Source organism: Cupriavidus sp. 94F1, from assembly GCF_057798875.1.
On the sequence record NZ_JBYOJT010000001.1, the window covers coordinates 262653 to 281524 of the forward strand.

Consider the following 18872-nt stretch of genomic DNA (forward strand, 5'->3'; position numbering starts at 1 on the left):
TTTTTCTTTTTCGTGTTCGCGCTTGCGAAATTTGCGCCGCAGGCAAGGATCACGGCGCCATGCCGCGCACCTCGTCCATGTGGCGAATGAATCGCATACGGACTGTGTATCAGCGGCATCGCGCCGCGCTGCACCATGGCACCAGCCGCCTGTGCATGGCGTTGGCGCAACAGCGCCGTAGCGGATGCTGCGCCTGCGAAGATGGTGCGATCGTGCTACAATCGCGCGTCAGTTCGGGGTATCTGAGCATGCCCTGTTAACCGGGAAAGCGCCGCCTGGCGCACTGGAATACCGCCGGCCCGCCCTCATATTGTTGATTCGGATATGACAGGGCGGATGCGTTGCCGGCCCCGGAAACACCTTGCCCGCTGTCCCCGTGATGTACACGGTCGCGCCAGACGCCCGCGCAGCCGTAAGTGGCAAGGCAATCGTCAGGGTCATCCGCGCCCCTACTCGATTCTCTGACCCGCCTGGCTCCATGGTTTGCCAAGCCCGTCAGCTTGCTTCCCGACGACGTATCGCGCGGCGGCCGCCATGGCGGCATGACGTGGATGCGCGCGACCGGGCGCCCACAGGATACTCACCCACTTAACGCAGCCTTCGTGGCTGCCACAAAGGAAAACAGATTGGCTAAGGAAGAACTCATTGAATTTGGCGGCGTGGTGTCGGAAGCCCTGCCCGACAACCGTTATCGCGTGACGCTGGAAAACGGCGTGGAAATCTGGGCATACGCTTCGGGCAAGATGCAAAAGCACCGCATCCGCATCCTGGCCGGCGACCGCGTCACCCTGGAAATGTCGCCCTACGACCTGACCAAGGGCCGCATCAACTTCCGCCACAAGTCCTGAGTTCGCGGCGCGCAGCCGATGCGCCGCTGTCACGCGGCTGACATCGCTGCTCCCGACACTGACGGGCTATCCGTGGGCTTTGCCCACTGGATGGCCCGTTTTGTTTTTGGCGGCCCGGTCGCGCACTTGCGGCACGCCCCGCGCGTCACCATACTCAAGGCTCGACGAAGCCTCTGCCCAATATGAATCTGATCCTGTGGCGCCATGCCGAGGCCGAAGATCTGCCCGATGCCTTGAGCATCTCCCGCAGCGCCGATCTCCAGCGCCCCCTGACCCGCCGCGGCCGCAAGCAGGCCGAAACGTCCGCCAACTGGCTGCGCGCCCACCTGCCCGCCGACTACCGCGTGGTCTGCAGCCCGGCCCTGCGTACGCGGGAAACCGCAGCGGCCCTGTCGGGCAAGGCCGAAATCCTCGATGATCTGGCACCGGGCGCCGATGTGGGCGCCGTGCTGGCCGCGATCGACTGGCCGCAGGGCAGCGACCACACCGTCGTGGTGGGCCACCAGCCGTGGATCGGACAACTGGCCAGCCTGCTGCTGGCCGGCCAGGAACTGCCCTGGAGCGTGAAGAAAAGCGGCATCTGGTGGCTGGCCGGACGCACACGCGAAAATGAAGCGCAGGTCGTGCTCCGCGCGGTGATTCAGCCCGACCTCCTCTGAACCATTTTTAAGACAATGACGGCGAAAATGAGATTTCGCTGTCACAAATTTGGCATCTGTTTGTTCATTTGGACGATCGCCGATGTGCTCTAGCGGAAGCCTGTCCTATCGTTAAGGCTTGCGCCGGCGACAACGATGTGTCAGTCACGGAAGCGTCATCATCGGTTCACGGCGCTGTCACCCGGCCTCTCTACATTGTTTCGAAGCCGTTTCGTCACCGAAAGGACACACTGATGCGAGACTTACCGACGCCTACCCAGCCGCTTTTCGACTCCTTGCCCACTGGCCTGACCGGCCAGTCGGCGCGGAGGCGTCTTCCTCGTCAGCCAGCACATCTCCAAACCCAGATTCAAGCTCCGGCGCCTGCTTTCAGCGTGGCGTGGGCACGTCACCAGGACGAAGTAGCCGAGGCGCAGCGTCTGCGCTACAAGGTGTTCGCCGAGGAAATGGGCGCGCGCCTGCAATCGACGGCCACCGAGACCGACGTGGACATGTTCGACGCCTACTGCGACCACCTGATCGTGCGCGACCAGGAAACGCTCAAGGTGGTGGGCACCTACCGCGTGCTGCCGCCGCACCAGGCCAAGCGCATCGGCTGCCTCTACGCAGAATCCGAATTCGATCTGGTCCGCCTGGCGCACCTGCGCCCGAAAATGCTGGAGCTAGGCCGTTCGTGCGTGCACCGCGACTACCGCTCGGGCAGCGTGATCATGGCCCTGTGGGGCGGCCTGGGCGAATACCTGCAGCGTTACAACCTCGAATCGATGCTGGGCTGCGCCAGCGTGCCGATGAGCGACGGCGGCCACTACGCGGCCAGCCTCTATCGGCAGTTCGCAGAAAAGTCGCTGGCACCGATTGAATATCACGCCTTCCCGCGCGTGCCGCTGCCGGTGGACGACCTGAACCAGACGCTTGACGTGGAGCCGCCCGCGCTGATCAAGGGCTATCTGCGGCTGGGCGCCAAGATCTGCGGCCTGCCGGCCTGGGACCCCAATTTCAACGTCGCCGATTTCCTGACCCTGCTGCGCGTGCGCGACATGAACCCGCGCTATGCCCGGCACTTCCTGGGCATGCAATCGGCCTGACCGCTGATCGGCAGCCCCCTCTTACCGGACGAAACGGCTGATCGATCCGGTACCGGAAACAGGAACGGCGACTCATCGGAGTCGCCGTTCCTGTTTCGTCGCCGGGTCGCCGGGTGGCCGGGTTGCCCGGCCCACGGGCCAGCCGTCTCAGACGTAGACGACCTTGTAACGCTTGCCCACGCGTTCCCACTCGTCGGCCTCCTGCGCCAGACTGTATTCCACCAGCGGGTTGGCATCGATCCACGATTTCGGCAGCCGCACCTCGAAGCCCTCGTCGAGTTCATCTGAACGCTGCCTGACCTGGATGTGCGGCAGCTTCATGTCGCCCCGCCGGCGGCATAGTACAAACGCCAGCCGCAGGCTGAACAGCATGCGCCAGTCCAGGAACTTGCCGCTGCCGGACAGCTTGCCTAGCTTGCCCGCGTGGCCGAGCAGCAGCGTGGCCAGGCGCGCCTGGTCGGTCTTCGAGAAACCGGGCATGTCGGCGTGCGTGGCGATATAGGCCGAATGCTTGTGATAGCCACTGTGCGAGATCGTCATGCCGATCTCGTGCAGGCTGGCCGCCCAGCCCAGCAACGCAAGGTTGTCCTCGCGGCGCTCGTTGCGCGGCTCGGGAAACTGCGCCAGCAGATCGCGGGCCGCCTGCCCCACCCGTATGGCCTGCGGGCGGTCCACGGCATAGCGGCGCATGAACTGGTCGACCGTTACGGTCCGCATGTCCTCATGGTGGCTGCGGCCCAGCAGGTCGTACAGCACCCCCAGGCGCAGCGCGCCGTCCGTGACGTCCATGCGGTCGATATCGAGTTCGGCAAACACGCCGAGCATGATCGACAGGCCGCCCGGCAGCACCGGAATCCGGTCGGCCTTCAGGCCGGTCAGCTTCACCCGATTGGTGTTTTCGGCCTTGACCAGCGCCCGTTTCAGGCGCTCCAGCCCTTCGCGCGTAATGCCGTGCTCGGACGCGCTGTCGTTCATCCCGTTGAGCTCGATCAGTTCCGCCAGGGCGCGCGCAGTACCCGACGACCCTACCGCCTGCTGCCAGCCGGCTGCCTTGTACTGGCGCACCAGTACCTGGATCTCGCGGCGCGCGGCCAGTTCGGCCTGCTTGAACGCGTATTCGTCGACGTTGCCGCTCGGAAAGAACTGACGGCTATGCGATACGCAGCCGATGTACAGGCTTTCCATCAGCTTGGACTGATAGCCGCTGCCAATGATGAATTCGGTGGAACCGCCGCCGATATCCACGACCAGCCGGTTGCCCTGGCAAGCCGGCGCATCATGCGACGCGCCCAGGTAGATCAGGCGCGCTTCCTCGCGGCCGGCGATCACTTCGATCGGGAATCCCAGGGCGGCCTCGGCCTCGATCAGGAAATCCGAAGCATTCCTGGCCACGCGCAGCGTATTGGTGGCCACCGCGCGCACCTGCTCGGGTGCGAAGTCGCGCAGGCGGTCGCCGAAGCGGCGCAGCGCGTCAACACCCCGGCGGCGGGCCGGCTGGTCCAGATACTTGTCCGGCGTCAGGCCGGCGGCCAGCCGGACCGGCTCGCGCAGCGCGTCGACCTGGAAGATCTGGCTGGCGGGACCGGAGGCAGTGGGCGTTTCATCCACCCGCCCGATCATCAGGCGGAAGCTGTTGGAGCCCATGTCGACGGCGGCCAGCAAGCGGGGATTCTGTGTCATTGCGTCAGTGTTACGCGGGATCGGCCGTGGCGGGCCAAAACCCGAAAGATTATGTCCCTGTCATGTCTGCATCATGACAAAATCAAAGTGTCATCAAAATGACACGGATCTATGAAAAAGTCGCCTCATCGCCAAAATAAGGTCATAGACATGTCGACGACGCCGCCTGGCTCGCTCTGGAACCGCGAACTGGGCATTCTGGATTTCAACGCGCGCGTGCTTGCGCAGGCCGCCGACCCCAATGTCCCGCTGCTGGAACGGCTGAAGTTCATCTGTATCGTGTCCAGCAACCTGGACGAGTTCTTTGAAATCCGGATGGCCGGCCTGAAGGAGCAGATGCGGGACAACGCATCGGGCCTGACGCCCGATGGCCTCTCGATCCAGCAGGCCTACCAGCTTGTCACGGAGCGCACCCAGCGGCTCGTGGCATCGCAGTATGACATGCTGCAGAACGTCATTTTCCCCGCGCTGGAAAAAGAAGGGGTGTTTTTTCACCTGACCGGCACGTGGACGGACGCGCAGCGCGCCTGGGCGCGGGACTTCTTCACGCGCGAGCTGGGCCCGGTGCTGACGCCCATTGCGCTGGACCCCGCCCATCCGTTCCCGCGCGTGCTCAACAAGAGCCTGAACTTCGTGATCGAGCTGTCCGGCAAGGACGCCTTCGGCCGCGACGCCGACCTGGCCATCGTGCAGGCCCCGCGCGCGCTGCCGCGCGTGGTGCGCATGCCGGAGAAGCTGTCGGGGTATCCGTACGGCTTTGTGATGCTGTCGTCGTTCATGCAGGCGTTCGTCCACGAACTGTTTCCGGCCATCGAGGTGCAGGGCTGCTACCAGTTCCGGGTCACGCGCAATTCCGACCTGTTCGTGTCCGAGGACGAAATCACCGATCTGCGCGAAGCGTTGCAGGGCGAATTGCCTGCACGTCACTTTGGCGACATGGTTCGGCTGGAAGTATCGTCCGACACGCCACCTGCGCTGTCGCGGCGCCTGCTGCTGGAATCGGGCCTGACCGAACAGGACCTGTACCGCGTGGGGGGCCCGGTGAATCTGGTGCGGCTGATGCAGATCCCCGATCTGGTGGACCGCCCTGCCCTGAAATACCCGCCGCACGTGCCCGCCGTGGTCAAGGCCTTCCCGCCTGGCACGAGCATGTTCGACGTGATCCGCCAGCGCGACGTGCTGCTGCATCACCCTTACGAGAGCTTCTCGTCGGTGCTGGACCTCATGCAGGCGGCCGCCAGCGATCCGAACGTGGTGGCGATCAAGCAGACTGTCTATCGCACCGGTAACGAATCGGCCGTGATGGAGGCGCTGATGACGGCGGCCCGCAACGGCAAGGAAGTGACCGTGGTGGTGGAACTGCTGGCGCGCTTCGATGAGGAAACCAACATCAACTGGGCCGAACGGCTGGAATCGGCCGGCGCCCATGTCGTGTACGGCGTGGTGGGACACAAATGCCACGCCAAGATGCTGCTGATCGTGCGGCGCGAGCCGGCGGGCCCGAAGGCCAAGAACGCGGTGCTGCGGCGCTACGCGCACCTGGGCACCGGCAACTATCACCCGCGCACCGCCCGCCTGTACACCGACTTTGGGCTGCTCACCGCCAATGAGCAGGTCTGCGAAGACGTTCACCATGTGTTCCAGCTGCTGACCGGCACGGCCGGCACCATCCGGCTCAATCACCTGTGGCAGTCGCCATTCACGATGCACAGCAACCTCGTGGAGCATATCCGCGCCGAGGCCCGCAACGCGCGCGCCGGCAAGCGGGCTCGCATCATCGCCAAGATGAACGCGCTGCTGGAGCCGACCATCATCGACGAGCTTTACAAGGCGTCGCGGGCGGGCGTGAAGATCGACCTGATCGTGCGCGGCGTCTGCGCGCTGCGCGCCGGCGTGCCGGGGCTGTCGGAGAACATTTCGGTGCGCTCGATCGTTGGCCGCTTCCTGGAGCATCACCGTGTCTATTACTTCCACGCCGCCGGCGACGATGTGCTGTACCTGTCCAGCGCCGACTGGATGGACCGCAACCTGTTCCGGCGCGTCGAGGTGGCCTTCCCGATCCTGGATCGCACGCTCAAGGCCCGCGTGATCAAGGAAGGCTTGCAGGTGCATCTGCACGACAACGCTTCGGCCTGGATCATGGAGCCCAATGGCGATTACGTGCGCAAGCCGTCGCGCGCCAAGCTCCAGCGCGTCAGCCAGCAGGAACTGCTGCTGAAGTTCGGCACCTGATCGCCGCCGGATTTCGGAATGAAACAGGCCGCTCCCGGACCGGGCAGCGGCCTGTTTTCATGGCGCCGGGCGCGTCCGGGCTCAGGCAGCGTGGCGCGAGGCGTCGCTCAGCCGGGACAACGGTTGCGCGGCGTCCGGCTCGTAGCCGCTACGGTCCACGGGGAACACGATGCGGAACGTACTGCCGCGCCCCACTTCGCTGGTCACACGCAGATCGGCGTGGTGGCGTGACAGCACGTGCTTGACGATGGCCAGCCCCAGACCGGTACCGCCCGTATCGCGCGACCGGCTGCGATCCACCCGGTAGAACCGCTCGGTCAGGCGGGGAATATGCTCGGGCGCGATGCCCAGGCCCGTGTCGCTGACCGAGAACACCGAGTGTCCATCGGTAAAGGTCATGCGGATGGCGATGCGTCCGCCGTCGGGCGTGTAGCGCACCGCGTTCGACACCAGGTTGCCCAGTGCCGACAGCAGCTCGCCTTCCGCACCGCGCAGCACCACGGCGGTATCGATATCGGTCTCGATGTCGTGCCGGCCCTGGGACAGCGCCTCGGCGTCGTGCACCATGTGGGCGGCCAGCGCGGCCACGTTGACACGGTCGTGCGACGGCGGCTGCGCGTCGGATTCCAGCTTGGCCAGCGCCAGCAGGTCTTCGACGATGTGCTGCATCCGCATCGACTGCACCAGCATCAGATCGATATAGCGTTTGCGGTCTTCCTCGGAGACCGGCAGGTCGCGCACGGTCTCGAGGAAGCCCGTCAGCACCGTCAGCGGCGTCTTCAGCTCGTGCGAGACATTGGCCACGAAGTCGCGGCGCATGGCCTCGGTGCTTTCAACCTTGGTAATGTCCTGCGTCAATACGAGCTTGCGGTTCTCGCCATACGGCAGGATCTGCACCGACGTGATACCGCGCTTGTGTTCCCCCATGTCGCGCATCACCAGCGGTTCGTCATAGCGTTCGCGCGTCAGGTAGTGGACAAACTCGGGCCGGCGGATCAGGTGGGTGATGCGCTGGCGCACGTCGCGCCGCGCGTTCAGCCCGAAGTGCTGCTCGGCCACGCCGTTGCACCATTCGATCTGGTCGGCATCGTCAAGCATCAGCACGCCATAGGGCGACGCCTGGATGGCCTGGATAAACCGGGTGTGCTGCTGTTCCACCTGCAGCACCTGGGTGCGCCATCGCTTGACCAGCCGGTGCAGGCGGTAATACACCTCGCCCCATAGCCCGAGTGCGCTGGGGATCTCGCCGTAGGCCGGCGCGTCCAGCACCCGCCACAGACGGTTGATCTGGAACAGGTAGTACGCGAGCAGCAGGAACAGCGAAATGGAAAGGAAAAGCAGGCCGGGCACGGCGCCAGCCACGGCATACAGCCCCGCGGCTATCAGCACGAGACCGGCAAGGATGGCCGCGGAGCGGGCCCAGATGACATTCATGCGCGGAGTAGAAGAGATTCAGACTGCGTTCGCACTGCGACAAAGTCTGCCACAACAAGGCATCGCAGCGTGGCATTCAGCCGGCATTATCCGACATCGGCCGGCGCGGCCCCCGCTGCTCCGCCGCCGGCCGGTTCCGGTCAGTGGCTGGGCGACCGCGCCAGGCGGTAACCGCTGCCCCGGACCGTCTCGATCATGTTGCTGTATCCCCCCGGGGTCAGCGCCGCACGCAGACGCTTGATATGCACGTCAACGGTACGCTCTTCCACGAACACGTGGTCGCCCCAGACCTGATCCAGCAATTGTGACCGGCTGTGCACACGTTCCGGGTGCGTCATCAGGAAGTGAAGCAGACGGAACTCCGTGGGGCCCAGGTCCAGCTTGATCGGGCCGCTGTCGTCCTGACCGGTCACCCGATGCGTGGCCGGATCGAGCCGCAGGCCATTGATGGCCACCACGTCGTCGGTCAGCTGCGGCGCGCGGCGGCGCAGCACGGCCTTGATGCGGGCCAGCAGTTCCTTCGGCGAAAAGGGCTTGGTCACATAGTCGTCCGCACCGGCTTCCAGGCCCATGACCTTGTCCTGCTCTTCGCTGCGGGCAGTGAGCATGATGATCGGGATCTGCTTGGTGCGGTCGTTGGTCCGCAGCTCCTTGGCGAAGGTGGCACCCGACTTGCCCGGGAGCATCCAGTCCAGCAACACGAGGTCCGGCAGGACATCGCTCATCAGCGACAACGCCTGCTCGGCGTTGTACGCACGAATCGGATAGTGCCCCGCGTGCTGGAGATTGACGGCGATCAGCTCAGCAATCGCCGGTTCGTCTTCGACAACGAGAATACTGCTCGGCATGTAATAGTTCTCCGCTTATCAGTGCTGGCGCGTCATTCAGCTCAACGCTTCGCGCTCCATGTCTTCGCGTGAGACATGGCGTACGTCCGTGCCCTTCACTATGTAGATGATGAATTCTGCAATGTTCTTCGCGTGGTCGCCGATCCGCTCGACGGCCTTGGCGATGAACAGGAAGTCCAGCGCCACCGAGATCGTGCGCGGGTCTTCCATCATGTAGGTGATCAGCTTGCGCACGAAGGCGCGGAATTCCTCGTCGATGGCCTTGTCGTCCTTGACGATGCGGGCCGCCGCCACGGTGTCCAGGCGGGCGAACGCGTCCAGCGCCTGGCGCAACAGGTTGATGGCCATCTCGCCGGACAGCTTCACCTCGGCGTAATTGATGTTGTGCGCGGCCGCATCTTCCATGATGTGCTTGGTCCGCTTGGCGATCTTCTCGGCCTCGTCGCCGGCGCGTTCGAGGTTGGTGATCGTCTTGGAGATCGCCATCACCAGGCGCAGGTCGCGGGCGGTGGGCTGGCGGCGCGCGATGATGTTGCCGCAGTCCGCATCGATCTCCACTTCGAGCGCGTTCAGCTGCTGCTCGCGGGCCATGACCTGGTCGGCCAGGTCACCGTCGAAGTCGGCCAGCGCGCGCATGGCCAGTTCGATCTGCGACTCCACCAGGCCGCCCATCTGCAGCAGCTTGGTGTTGATCGCGTTGAGGTCGGCGTCGAACTGGGTCGACAGGTGCTTGTCAGTCATGGTGTTCTCCTGGCCGCTTGTCCGTATGCTGGATTGTCCTGCAATGCCGTTGCGGATCAACCGAAGCGGCCGGTAATGTAGTCTTCGGTTTCCTTGCGGTGCGGCTTGATGAAGATCTTCTCGGTCTCGCCGAACTCGATCAGCTCGCCAAGGTACATGTAGGCGGTATAGTCCGAGCAGCGCGCGGCCTGCTGCATGTTGTGGGTGACGATCACCACCGTGTACTCGTCCTTCAGTTCGGCGATCAGTTCCTCGATGCGGCCCGTGGAAATCGGGTCGAGCGCCGAGCACGGCTCGTCGAGCAGCAGCACTTCGGGGCGGATGGCAATGCCGCGCGCGATGCACAGGCGCTGCTGCTGGCCGCCCGACAGGCCGTAGCCCGACTGGTGCAGCTTGTCCTTGGCCTCGTTCCACAGCGCGGCCTTCGACAGCGCCCACTCCACGCGGTCGTCCATTTCCGAGCGTGACAGCTTTTCGAACAGGCGCACCCCGAAGGCGATATTGTCATAGATCGACATCGGGAACGGCGTCGGCTTCTGGAACACCATGCCCACCTTGGCGCGCAGCAGCGAAATGTCCTGCTTGCTCGTCAGCAGGTTCTCGCCGTCCATGTTGATCTCGCCCTCGGCGCGTTGCTCCGGGTACAGCGCGAACATCTTGTTGAACGTGCGCAGCAGCGTCGACTTGCCGCAGCCCGACGGGCCGATGAACGCCGTGACCTTGCGGTCCGGGATCGACATGTTGATGTTCTTCAGCGCGTGGAACTGGTTGTAGTAGAAGTTCAGGTTCCGCACGTCGATCTTGGCGCGCACGGTATCGGGAATATCGATGACGGTAGAGGTCATGCTGATGTCTCGCTTGAATTCGGTAGTCAGGTCAGGCGTTGTGCGTGGCGCCGCTTATTTCTTGAACAGGACGCGTGCCACGATGTTCAGCGCCAGCACCCCGACGGTAATCAGGAACACGCCGGCCCAGGCCAGTTGCTGCCATTCGGTGAACGGGCTCATGGCGAACCGGAAAATCGTCACGGGCAGGTTGGCCATCGGCTTGTTCAGGTCGGCGCTCCAGAACTGGTTGGACAGCGCGGTGAACAGCAGCGGCGCGGTTTCGCCGGCAATACGGGCCACGGCCAGCAGCACGCCGGTCACGATGCCAGCGTACGACGACTTGACCGTGATCGACATCACCATCTTCCACTTCGGCGTGCCCAGGGCCACCGCCGCTTCACGCAGCGCGTTCGGCACCAGGTTCAGCATGTTCTCGGTGGTGCGGACCACGATCGGGATCTGCAGCAGTGCCAGCGCACACACGCCGGCCCAGCCCGAGAAGTGGCCCATGCGGGTCACCACCAGCGCGTAGACGAACAGGCCGATCACGATCGACGGGGCCGACAGCAGGATGTCGTTGATAAAGCGGGTGAACGAGGCCAGGGGCGATTTCTGGCCATATTCGGCCAGGTAGATGCCAGCCAGGATGCCCAGCGGCGTACCGACCAGCGTCGCCACGCCCACCAGCACGAAGCTGCCGAAGATGGCATTCGCCAGGCCACCGCCGGCGGTGTTCGGCGCCGGCGTCATCTGCGTGAACAGGTCCAGCGACAGGCCGCCCACGCCCAGCGAGATGGTGGTCCAGAGAATCCACGCGAGCCAGAAGAGGCCGAACCCCATGGCGCCCAGCGAAGCCGTCAGGGCGAGGGCGTTGGTACGACGGCGGGCACTCTGGAGCCGGGTGCGGACCGCTTCGGAATCGGGACGGACGGCGGGAATGGATGACGTGGACACGGCTTGACTGACTTGGTTCATTTGCCACCCTCATTCTTTGCAAGACGCAGCAGCAGGATCTTGGACAGGGCCAGCACCACGAAGGTGATGAAAAAGAGGATCAGGCCCAGTTCCATCAGCGCGGCGGTGTGCAGGCCGGCACCGGCTTCGGCGAATTCGTTCGCCAGCGCGGAGGTGATGCTGTTGCCCGGCGAGAACAGCGACGCGCTGTCGAGCAGGTTGGTGTTGCCGATCACGAACGTGACGGCCATGGTTTCGCCCAGCGCGCGGCCCAGGCCCAGCATGACGCCGCCGATCACACCGGCACGCGTATAGGGCAGCACCACGCGCCACATCACTTCCCACGTGGTGCAGCCGATGCCGTAGGCGGACTCCTTGAGCAGCACGGGCGTGACTTCGAACACGTCGCGCATCACCGAGGCAATGTAAGGGATGATCATGATCGCCAGGATCACGCCCGCGCACAGCAGGCCGATCCCCAGCGGCGCGCCCTGGAACAGCTTGCCGATCACCGGCACCTGCCCCACCGTATTGGCGAGCGGCTTCTGGAAATACTCGCCGAAGATCGGCGCGAACACGAGCAGGCCCCACATGCCGTAGACGATGGACGGCACTGCGGCGAGCAGCTCGATGGCGGTGCCGAGCGGCCGGCGCAGCCACACGGGCGACAGCTCGGTGAGAAACAGGGCGATGCCGAAGCTGACCGGCACGGCGATGATGAGAGCGATCAGCGAGGTCACCAGCGTGCCGTAGATCGGTACGAGCGCGCCGTACACGTCGGCGGGCGGATCCCATTCGGCGGTCCACAGGAACGACAGGCCGAACTGCTTGATCGATGGCCATGCGCTGATGGCGAGCGACACGATGATGCCGCCGAGCAGCAGCAGGGTGACGATGGCGGCGCCGCGGGTCAGGCCACCGAACAGGATGTCGCCAAGGCGGCTGGGAGGCCGGACGGCTGGAAGATCGGACGTAGTCGCCATGATGGGAATCGGTAGGTGGAACATGTGCCGCGGTGGCGCCAGGGCCACCGCGGCCCCGTCACGCCGCGCCCGTTCCGCCATGGGGCGGTCCGCGCTTGCGTGCCGGGCCGTACTTCAGTACAGCAACAGCTTAGTACAGGGCCTTGCCCGAACCGTCCTTGATGCTCTGCTTCCAGGTCGCGCGGATCTGGTTGGCCACGGCGTCCGGCAGCGGCACATAGTCCAGGTCCGAAGCCATGGCACCGCCGCTCTTGTAGGCCCAGTCGAAGAACTTCAGCACTTCCTGGCCCTGGGCCGGCTTTTCCTGGTTCTTGTGGACCAGGATGAACGTCGCGCCAGCGATCGGCCATGCGCCCTTGCCCGGCTGGTTCGTCAGGATCTGGTAGAACGTCTTGTTCCAGTCGGCACCGGCAGCGGCGGCCTTGAAGGCGTCGTCGCTCGGCTGCACCACTTCGCCTGCCGCGTTCTTCATCGTCAGGTACGTCATCTTGTTCTGCTTGGCATAGGCGTACTCGACATAGCCGATCGCGCCATTCAGACGCTGCACGAAAGCGGCCACGCCTTCGTTGCCCTTGCCGCCCGTGCCGCCACCCGGCCAGTTCACGGTCGTGCCCTCGCCTACCGAGCTCTTCCAGTCATTGCTGACCTTCGACAGGTAGTTCGTGAAGATGAACGTCGTACCCGAGCCGTCGGCGCGGCGCACCGGCAGGATGTCCTGGCTCGGCAGCTTGGCCTTCGGGTTCAGGGCCTTGATCGCGGGATCGTCCCACTTCTTGATCTTGCCCAGGTAGATGTTGGCCAGCACGTCGCCGGTGATGGTCAGCTCGCCCGGCTTCACGCCTTGCAGGTTGATCACGGGCACCACGCCGCCGATCACGGTCGGGAACTGGATCAGGTTGCCCTTGGCCAGTTCGTCGTCCTTCAGGGGCGCATCCGAAGCGCCGAAATCGACCGTCTTGGCGTTGATCTGCTTGATGCCGCCCGACGAACCGATGGATTGATAGTTGACCTTGTTACCCGTCGCTTTTTGGTAGGCGTCAGCCCACTTGGAATACACGGGCGCCGGGAAAGAAGCGCCTGCACCGGTAATTTCCGCCGCGAACGCAGTACCCGCCACCACAATCGACACGATGCCTGCCACGGCAGTCTTGACCAGCTTCATATGTCCTCCAGAGAACATTGGTTGGGAATGACAAATTTTTGACAAGGCGAACTGTATGCTGCTTGTATGACAGTTCCATGACATCCCGAAATCTTCTTCAAAGACCCCGCCAACAGGCCGATATTCCCCACCCGTCACGAAACCGCCTTCTCCCCGTGCTTTAATCGCCACTCCTCTAACGGTAACGTTTGCATCACATCGCGGCGAACCCTATGTCGGTTAATTGCATAAAAAGAGAAAAAGCAAACGCCACGGACCGAGGGCCGTGGCGTCGATGAGGTGCAAGGGGTCGCCGGGACCCCGCGTGAGGATCAGGCGGCGCGCAATGCGTCGGCCAGCGTCTGTGCGGCGCGCTCGGCGGTCTCCACCTGTTCGGCCTCCACCATCACCCGCACCACCGGCTCGGTGCCCGAAGCGCGAATCAGCACGCGGCCACGGCCTTCGAGTTCAGGCTCGATCTGGTCGCGCGCCGCCTTCAGGCCGGCGTGGCTCTGCCAGTCGAAGCCCTTCTCGACACGGACGTTGATCAGCGTTTGCGGGAACAGATGCACGCCGTCCAGCAGTTCCGCCAGCGTCTTGCCGCTACGGCGCAGCGCGGCCAGTACCTGCAGCGCGGACACGATGCCGTCGCCCGTTGTGTGCCGATCCAGACACAAAAGGTGGCCCGACCCCTCGCCGCCGAGCTGCCAGCCGCGCTTCTTCAGTTCCTCCAGCACGTAGCGGTCGCCGACCTTGGCGCGAACGAAATCGACGCCCAGCCGCTTGAGCGCCAGTTCCACGGCCATGTTGGTCATCAGCGTACCAACCGCGCCCTCGACCTTCTGGCCGGACGCCTGACGGTCGCGCACGATCAGGTACAGCAGCTCGTCGCCGTTGTAGAGCCGGCCCTGCGCGTCCACCACCTGCAGGCGGTCAGCGTCACCGTCGAACGCCAGGCCGACGTCCGCACGATGGGCGCGCACCGCTTCGACGAGCTTTTCGGGCGCGGTCGCGCCATAGCCCGCGTTGATGTTTCGCCCATCCGGCTGATTGCCGATCGGAATCACCTCGGCGCCGAGCTCATGGAACACATGCGGTGCGATGTGGTAAGCCGCGCCATGCGCGCAGTCCACCACGACGCGCAGCCCGTGCAGGTCCTGCTCATAGGGAAACGTGCTCTTGCAGAACTCGATATAGCGGCCGGCAGCATCGTCGATACGCTTGGCGCGGCCCAGATCCTCCGAGCGCACGCACATCATCGGCTCTTCCAGCAGCGACTCGATCTTCGCCTCCACCTCATCGGGCAGCTTGTCGCCCGAGGCCGAAAAGAACTTGATGCCGTTGTCGTAGTAGGGATTGTGGCTGGCCGAAATCACCACCCCGGCCGCCAGGCGCAGCGCGCGCGTCAGGTAGGCGATGGCAGGCGTCGGCAACGGCCCCGTCAGGCGCACGTTGACGCCCGCGGCCGTGAAACCGGCCTCCAGCGCGGCTTCGAGCATGTAGCCCGAGACCCGCGTGTCCTTGCCGATCAGCACGGTCGGCCGGCCTTGCGACGTCTTTTGCCCCAGCGCCAGCACCTTGCCGGCGGCATAGCCCAGCCGCATCACCACATCCGGCGTGATCGGCACCTCGCCAACCCTGCCTCGTACGCCATCCGTCCCGAAATACTTGCGTGTCATTTGATCATTCTCCTTGCTGCCCCTGCGGGACAACTGACTCATGGCGGATCGCCCACCAGACCTTGAGGGCGTCCACGGTTTGTTCTACGTCATGCACGCGCACGATATATGCGCCTTTCTCTGCGGCGCAGACCGCCGCAGCAATGCTGGCCGCCACCCGGCCCTGCGGCGGCTTGCCGCCGACGATGGCGCCCAGCGTCGATTTGCGCGACAGCCCGGCCAGGATCGGCAGCCCGTCGATTGCCAGCCTTGGCATTTGCCCGAGCAGGCGCAGATTATGATCCGGCGTCTTGCCAAATCCAAATCCCGGATCGAGCGACATGCGCGAATCGTCCACGCCCGCCGCACGCAGGGTTGACACCCGCTCGCGCAGGAAATCCGCCACTTCCGCCACCACGTCGGCGTACTGCGGGTCTTCCTGCATGGTCTGGGGATCGCGCTGCATGTGCATCACGCACAGCGCCGCCTGCCCCGCCGACACCGCCTCGACGGCGCCGGGCATGCGGAAGCCCCAGATATCGTTGATCAAATCGGCTCCGCCCGCCAGTGCGGCCCGCATCACCTCGGGCTTGTACGTGTCGATGGACAACGGTTTGCCGCAACCGGCCAGCGCCTCCACGATCGGCATGACGCGGTCGAGCTCCTGATCCAGGGGCAATGCCGCCGATCCCGGCCGGCTCGATTCCCCGCCGATGTCGATCAGGTCGACACCCTCGGCAATCATCTGCTCGGCATGGCGCAGCGCCGCGTCGCGCGAGGCGTGCTGGCCACCATCCGAGAACGAATCGGGGGTCACATTGAGGATGCCCATTACCAGCGGGCGGCGATTGCGGGCAAATCGATAACGCCCGCACTGGAAGAACTCAGTCGGCAAGATGTCCACCTGAAAAACAAAAAGCCGGCGCACCAGGCACCGGCTTCGGAGGCTATCAGAATCCGCTGCGTTTGGAACCGTTGCAAACGGTCTGTTACGCGGCGGTGCAGCCCAATTACACCGTATCGTCGACGCGCGCCGTGGCAGGCGCATTGGTCGGGGCTACGGGCGAACCACCCGGCGGCGTGCTGCCGCCACCGCTCGGACCCTGCAGGCCACGCGGCGGGCGCGGCGGCTTGCCGGCCATGATGTCGTTCACCTGATCGGCGTCGATCGTTTCCCACTCCATCAGCGCGTTGGTCATGGCTTCGACCTTGTCGCGGTTCTCTTCGAGCAGGCGCTTGGCCAGCGCGTATTGCTCGTCGATGATGGTGCGGATTTCCAGATCGACCTTCTGCTGCGTGGCTTCCGATACGGTCTTCGACGACAGCTTGCCGAACATGCCGTCCTGCTCGGTATCCACGTAAACCATGGCACCCAGCGAATCGCTCATGCCGAAACGGGTCACCATGTCGCGGGCGATCTTGGTGGCGCGTTCGAAGTCGTTCGAGGCACCGGTGCTCATGGCGTTGAGGAAGACCTCTTCGGCAGCACGTCCGCCGAACAGGATCGCAATTTCCTCAAGCATGTTGTCCTTGTACTTCGAATACTTGTCGTGCTCCGGCAGCTGCCAGGTCACGCCCAGCGCCCAGCCACGCGGCATGATGGTGACCTTGTGGACCGGGTCGGCCTTCGGCAGCAGCTTGGCAACCACCGCATGGCCGGACTCGTGGTAAGCCGTGGCCTTGCGCTCTTCTTCGCGCATGACCGTCGACTTGCGCTCCGGACCCATGTAGATCTTGTCCTTGGCGTCCTCGAAGTCCTGCATGTCCACCACGCGCTTGTTGCGGCGGGCGGCGAACAGCGCAGCCTCATTGACCAGGTTGGCCAGGTCGGCACCCGAAAAGCCCGGGGTACCCCGCGCGATGACCGATGCATCCACGTCGTTGCCAATCGGCACCTTGCGCATATGCACCTTCAGGATCTGCTCGCGGCCGCGGATGTCCGGCAACCCCACGTAGACCTGACGGTCGAAACGTCCCGGACGCAGCAGTGCCTTGTCCAGCACATCGGCACGGTTGGTCGCGGCGATCACGATCACACCCGAGTTGGCTTCGAAGCCGTCCATCTCGACCAGCATCTGGTTCAGCGTCTGCTCGCGCTCGTCGTTACCGCCGCCCATGCCGGCGCCACGATGGCGGCCGACCGCGTCGATTTCGTCGATGAACACGATGCAGGGTGCCTGCTTCTTGGCGTTCTCGAACATATCGCGCACGCGGGCAGCACCCACGCCGACGAACATTTCGACGAAGTCGGAACCCGAGATGCTGAAGAACGGCACCTTGGCTTCGCCGGCGATGGCACGCGCCAGCAGCGTCTTGCCGGTACCCGGCGGGCCAACCAGCAGCACGCCACGCGGAATGCGGCCGCCCAGCTTCTGGAATTTCTGCGGATCCTTCAGGAAGTCGACCAGTTCGACCACTTCCTCCTTGGACTCGTCGCAACCGGCCACATCGGCGAAGGTCACCGCGTTCTGGTTCTCGTCGATCAGCCGCGCACGGGACTTGCCGAACGAGAAGGCACCGCCTTTCCCGCCGCCCTGCATCTGCCGCATCATGTAGAACCAGAAGACGATGATCAGCAACGTCGGTCCCAGGTAGTACAACGCCTGGACCAGTACGTTCGGCTCGTCATCGGCCTTGCCGGTCACCTGGACGCCGTACTTCATCAGGTCGCCGACCATCCAGATATCACCCGGCGAGATGATGGTGTACTTGGCGCCTTCCTTCGGGGAGACCACCAGGTTACGGCCCTGCACGTCCACGCGCGACACCTTGCCGTTCTTGGCGTCATCCATGAACTGCGAATAGGTGACACCGTCCTGGGCGCGTGGTTTGTCGAACTGCTTGAAGACGGTGAACAATACCAGCGCGATCACGAGCCAGATTGCCGCCTTTTGAAACAGGTTGTTATTCAAGGCCGAACTCCTTTGCAATTGCCTTGCCAACGGATAGCTGCATTGCATTGTAATGCAGCGCCCGTCCCCACAGGGAAATCTGATTCTATGAGCCTGATAGTGCCCGAGCCGTCCAATCCGGGCAAGCGGGACAATGCCCGGCACAAACCCGGATACCCCTGCTTTCGTGGGGGTGGCCGCACACCGTCATGCATCCTGTCAGTCCACTGATTTCAGGTAACGCCCAAGAATAAAGGTTTCTGAAGACTTGTCGCGCGACGCCTTGGGCTTGCGCTTGGCGACAACCTTGAACTGACGCTTGAACTTCTCAACGATCTGGCTGTAGCCGGACCCGTGAAAACACTTGACCAGCAACGACCCCTCGGGCTTCAGGTGAGCCTGCGCAAATTCCAGCGCCAGATCACACAAATACTCGATCCGCGCGGAATCCGCCGACGCCACACCGGACAAATTGGGGGCCATGTCCGAGATAACAAGGTCGATTCTCGACCCGCCGGACGCCTCCAGCACCACCTTTTCGAGTTCCCGGAACACTTCCTCCTCCCGGAAATCACCCTGGATGAATGTCACATCGGCCACGGGCTCCATCGGCAGGATATCGATGGCCACCACGGCACCGTCCGGCTTGCCGTCCCGTGCACGGGGCGACGCCGCCAGCTTGTTGCGGGCATACTGGCTCCAGCTGCCCGGCGCGGCGCCCAGGTCGACAATGACCGAGCCGGGCTGGATCAGCTTGTCCTGGTCGTCGATCTCCTTGAGCTTGTAGGCCGCACGGGCGCGATAGCCCTCCCGCTGCGCCAGCTTCACATAGGGATCGTTAATGTGGTCGTGAAGCCACGACTGGTTGAACTTGTTCTTGCCCTTGGCCAT

The 18872-nt window shown here is 64.1% G+C and carries 16 protein-coding genes; 4 read left to right on the forward strand and 12 right to left on the reverse strand.

The genetic code is table 11. The features are described from left to right. Window positions 1-626 precede the first annotated feature (626 nt). The 3 genes from infA to AC3FJ6_RS01165 all read left to right on the forward strand — a co-directional run bounded on the left by infA (window position 627) and on the right by AC3FJ6_RS01165 (window position 2592). Window positions 627-848: a translation initiation factor IF-1 gene (gene infA / locus AC3FJ6_RS01155; RefSeq protein WP_008641674.1), complete on the forward strand. Its 222-nt coding sequence runs from the start codon at window positions 627-629 to the stop codon at window positions 846-848. 182 nt (window positions 849-1030) lie between these two features. Further along, window positions 1031-1507 carry a SixA phosphatase family protein gene (locus tag AC3FJ6_RS01160; protein WP_153945326.1) on the forward strand — a complete coding sequence of 159 codons (477 nt, stop codon included), beginning with the start codon at window positions 1031-1033 and terminating at the stop codon, window positions 1505-1507. Window positions 1508-1740: 233 nt separating this feature from the next. Continuing rightward, window positions 1741-2592, forward strand: coding sequence for a GNAT family N-acetyltransferase (locus AC3FJ6_RS01165; RefSeq protein WP_488770394.1), 852 nt, complete (start codon window positions 1741-1743; stop codon window positions 2590-2592). A 147-nt stretch (window positions 2593-2739) separates the two neighbouring features. Here AC3FJ6_RS01165 and ppx read toward each other — a convergent pair whose 3' ends face one another. Next, the gene (gene ppx / locus AC3FJ6_RS01170; RefSeq protein ID WP_488770395.1) at window positions 2740-4272 is read right to left on the reverse strand and encodes an exopolyphosphatase; all 1533 of its coding nucleotides are present in this window, start codon (window positions 4270-4272) and stop codon (window positions 2740-2742) included. Window positions 4273-4383: 111 nt separating this feature from the next. Between ppx and ppk1 the strand changes: the two genes are divergently transcribed. Beyond that, window positions 4384-6504, forward strand: a complete 2121-nt coding sequence (gene ppk1 / locus AC3FJ6_RS01175) for a polyphosphate kinase 1 (protein ID WP_153945329.1) — start codon at window positions 4384-4386, stop codon at window positions 6502-6504. An 81-nt stretch (window positions 6505-6585) separates the two neighbouring features. On the opposite strand, the gene phoR is transcribed toward ppk1, so the two are convergent. The 11 genes from phoR to AC3FJ6_RS01230 all read right to left on the reverse strand — a co-directional run bounded on the left by phoR (window position 6586) and on the right by AC3FJ6_RS01230 (window position 18872). After that, the gene (gene phoR, locus AC3FJ6_RS01180) at window positions 6586-7938 is read right to left on the reverse strand and encodes a phosphate regulon sensor histidine kinase PhoR (protein ID WP_153945330.1); all 1353 of its coding nucleotides are present in this window, start codon (window positions 7936-7938) and stop codon (window positions 6586-6588) included. A gap of 140 nt (window positions 7939-8078) precedes the next feature. Then, window positions 8079-8786: a phosphate regulon transcriptional regulator PhoB gene (gene phoB, locus AC3FJ6_RS01185; protein ID WP_066735924.1), complete on the reverse strand. Its 708-nt coding sequence runs from the start codon at window positions 8784-8786 to the stop codon at window positions 8079-8081. A 36-nt stretch (window positions 8787-8822) separates the two neighbouring features. Then, window positions 8823-9527 (reverse strand): phosphate signaling complex protein PhoU, encoded by a 705-nt coding sequence (gene phoU / locus AC3FJ6_RS01190; RefSeq protein ID WP_153945331.1) that lies wholly within the window; start codon window positions 9525-9527, stop codon window positions 8823-8825. Between the two features lie 56 nt (window positions 9528-9583). Continuing rightward, window positions 9584-10372 carry a phosphate ABC transporter ATP-binding protein PstB gene (pstB, locus tag AC3FJ6_RS01195; protein WP_061959259.1) on the reverse strand — a complete coding sequence of 263 codons (789 nt, stop codon included), beginning with the start codon at window positions 10370-10372 and terminating at the stop codon, window positions 9584-9586. Window positions 10373-10426: 54 nt separating this feature from the next. Beyond that, the gene (pstA, locus tag AC3FJ6_RS01200; protein ID WP_488770396.1) at window positions 10427-11329 is read right to left on the reverse strand and encodes a phosphate ABC transporter permease PstA; all 903 of its coding nucleotides are present in this window, start codon (window positions 11327-11329) and stop codon (window positions 10427-10429) included. Further along, window positions 11326-12291, reverse strand: a complete 966-nt coding sequence (gene pstC, locus AC3FJ6_RS01205; RefSeq protein WP_153945333.1) for a phosphate ABC transporter permease PstC — start codon at window positions 12289-12291, stop codon at window positions 11326-11328. Before pstC ends, pstA begins: the two co-directional genes overlap by 4 nt. Window positions 12292-12421: 130 nt before the next feature. Next, window positions 12422-13453, reverse strand: coding sequence for a phosphate ABC transporter substrate-binding protein PstS (gene pstS, locus AC3FJ6_RS01210; RefSeq protein ID WP_400391291.1), 1032 nt, complete (start codon window positions 13451-13453; stop codon window positions 12422-12424). Between the two features lie 311 nt (window positions 13454-13764). Further along, entirely contained in the window at window positions 13765-15111 is a 1347-nt protein-coding gene (gene glmM / locus AC3FJ6_RS01215; protein ID WP_153945335.1) for a phosphoglucosamine mutase, read from the reverse strand. Between the two features lie 4 nt (window positions 15112-15115). Then, window positions 15116-15985, reverse strand: a complete 870-nt coding sequence (gene folP / locus AC3FJ6_RS01220) for a dihydropteroate synthase (protein WP_488770770.1) — start codon at window positions 15983-15985, stop codon at window positions 15116-15118. Window positions 15986-16100: 115 nt separating this feature from the next. Continuing rightward, on the reverse strand, window positions 16101-18002 hold the full coding sequence (ftsH, locus tag AC3FJ6_RS01225) for an ATP-dependent zinc metalloprotease FtsH (RefSeq protein WP_092594158.1): 1902 nt from the start codon (window positions 18000-18002) through the stop codon (window positions 16101-16103). A gap of 198 nt (window positions 18003-18200) precedes the next feature. Then, window positions 18201-18872 carry an RlmE family RNA methyltransferase gene (locus AC3FJ6_RS01230; protein WP_153945337.1) on the reverse strand — a complete coding sequence of 224 codons (672 nt, stop codon included), beginning with the start codon at window positions 18870-18872 and terminating at the stop codon, window positions 18201-18203.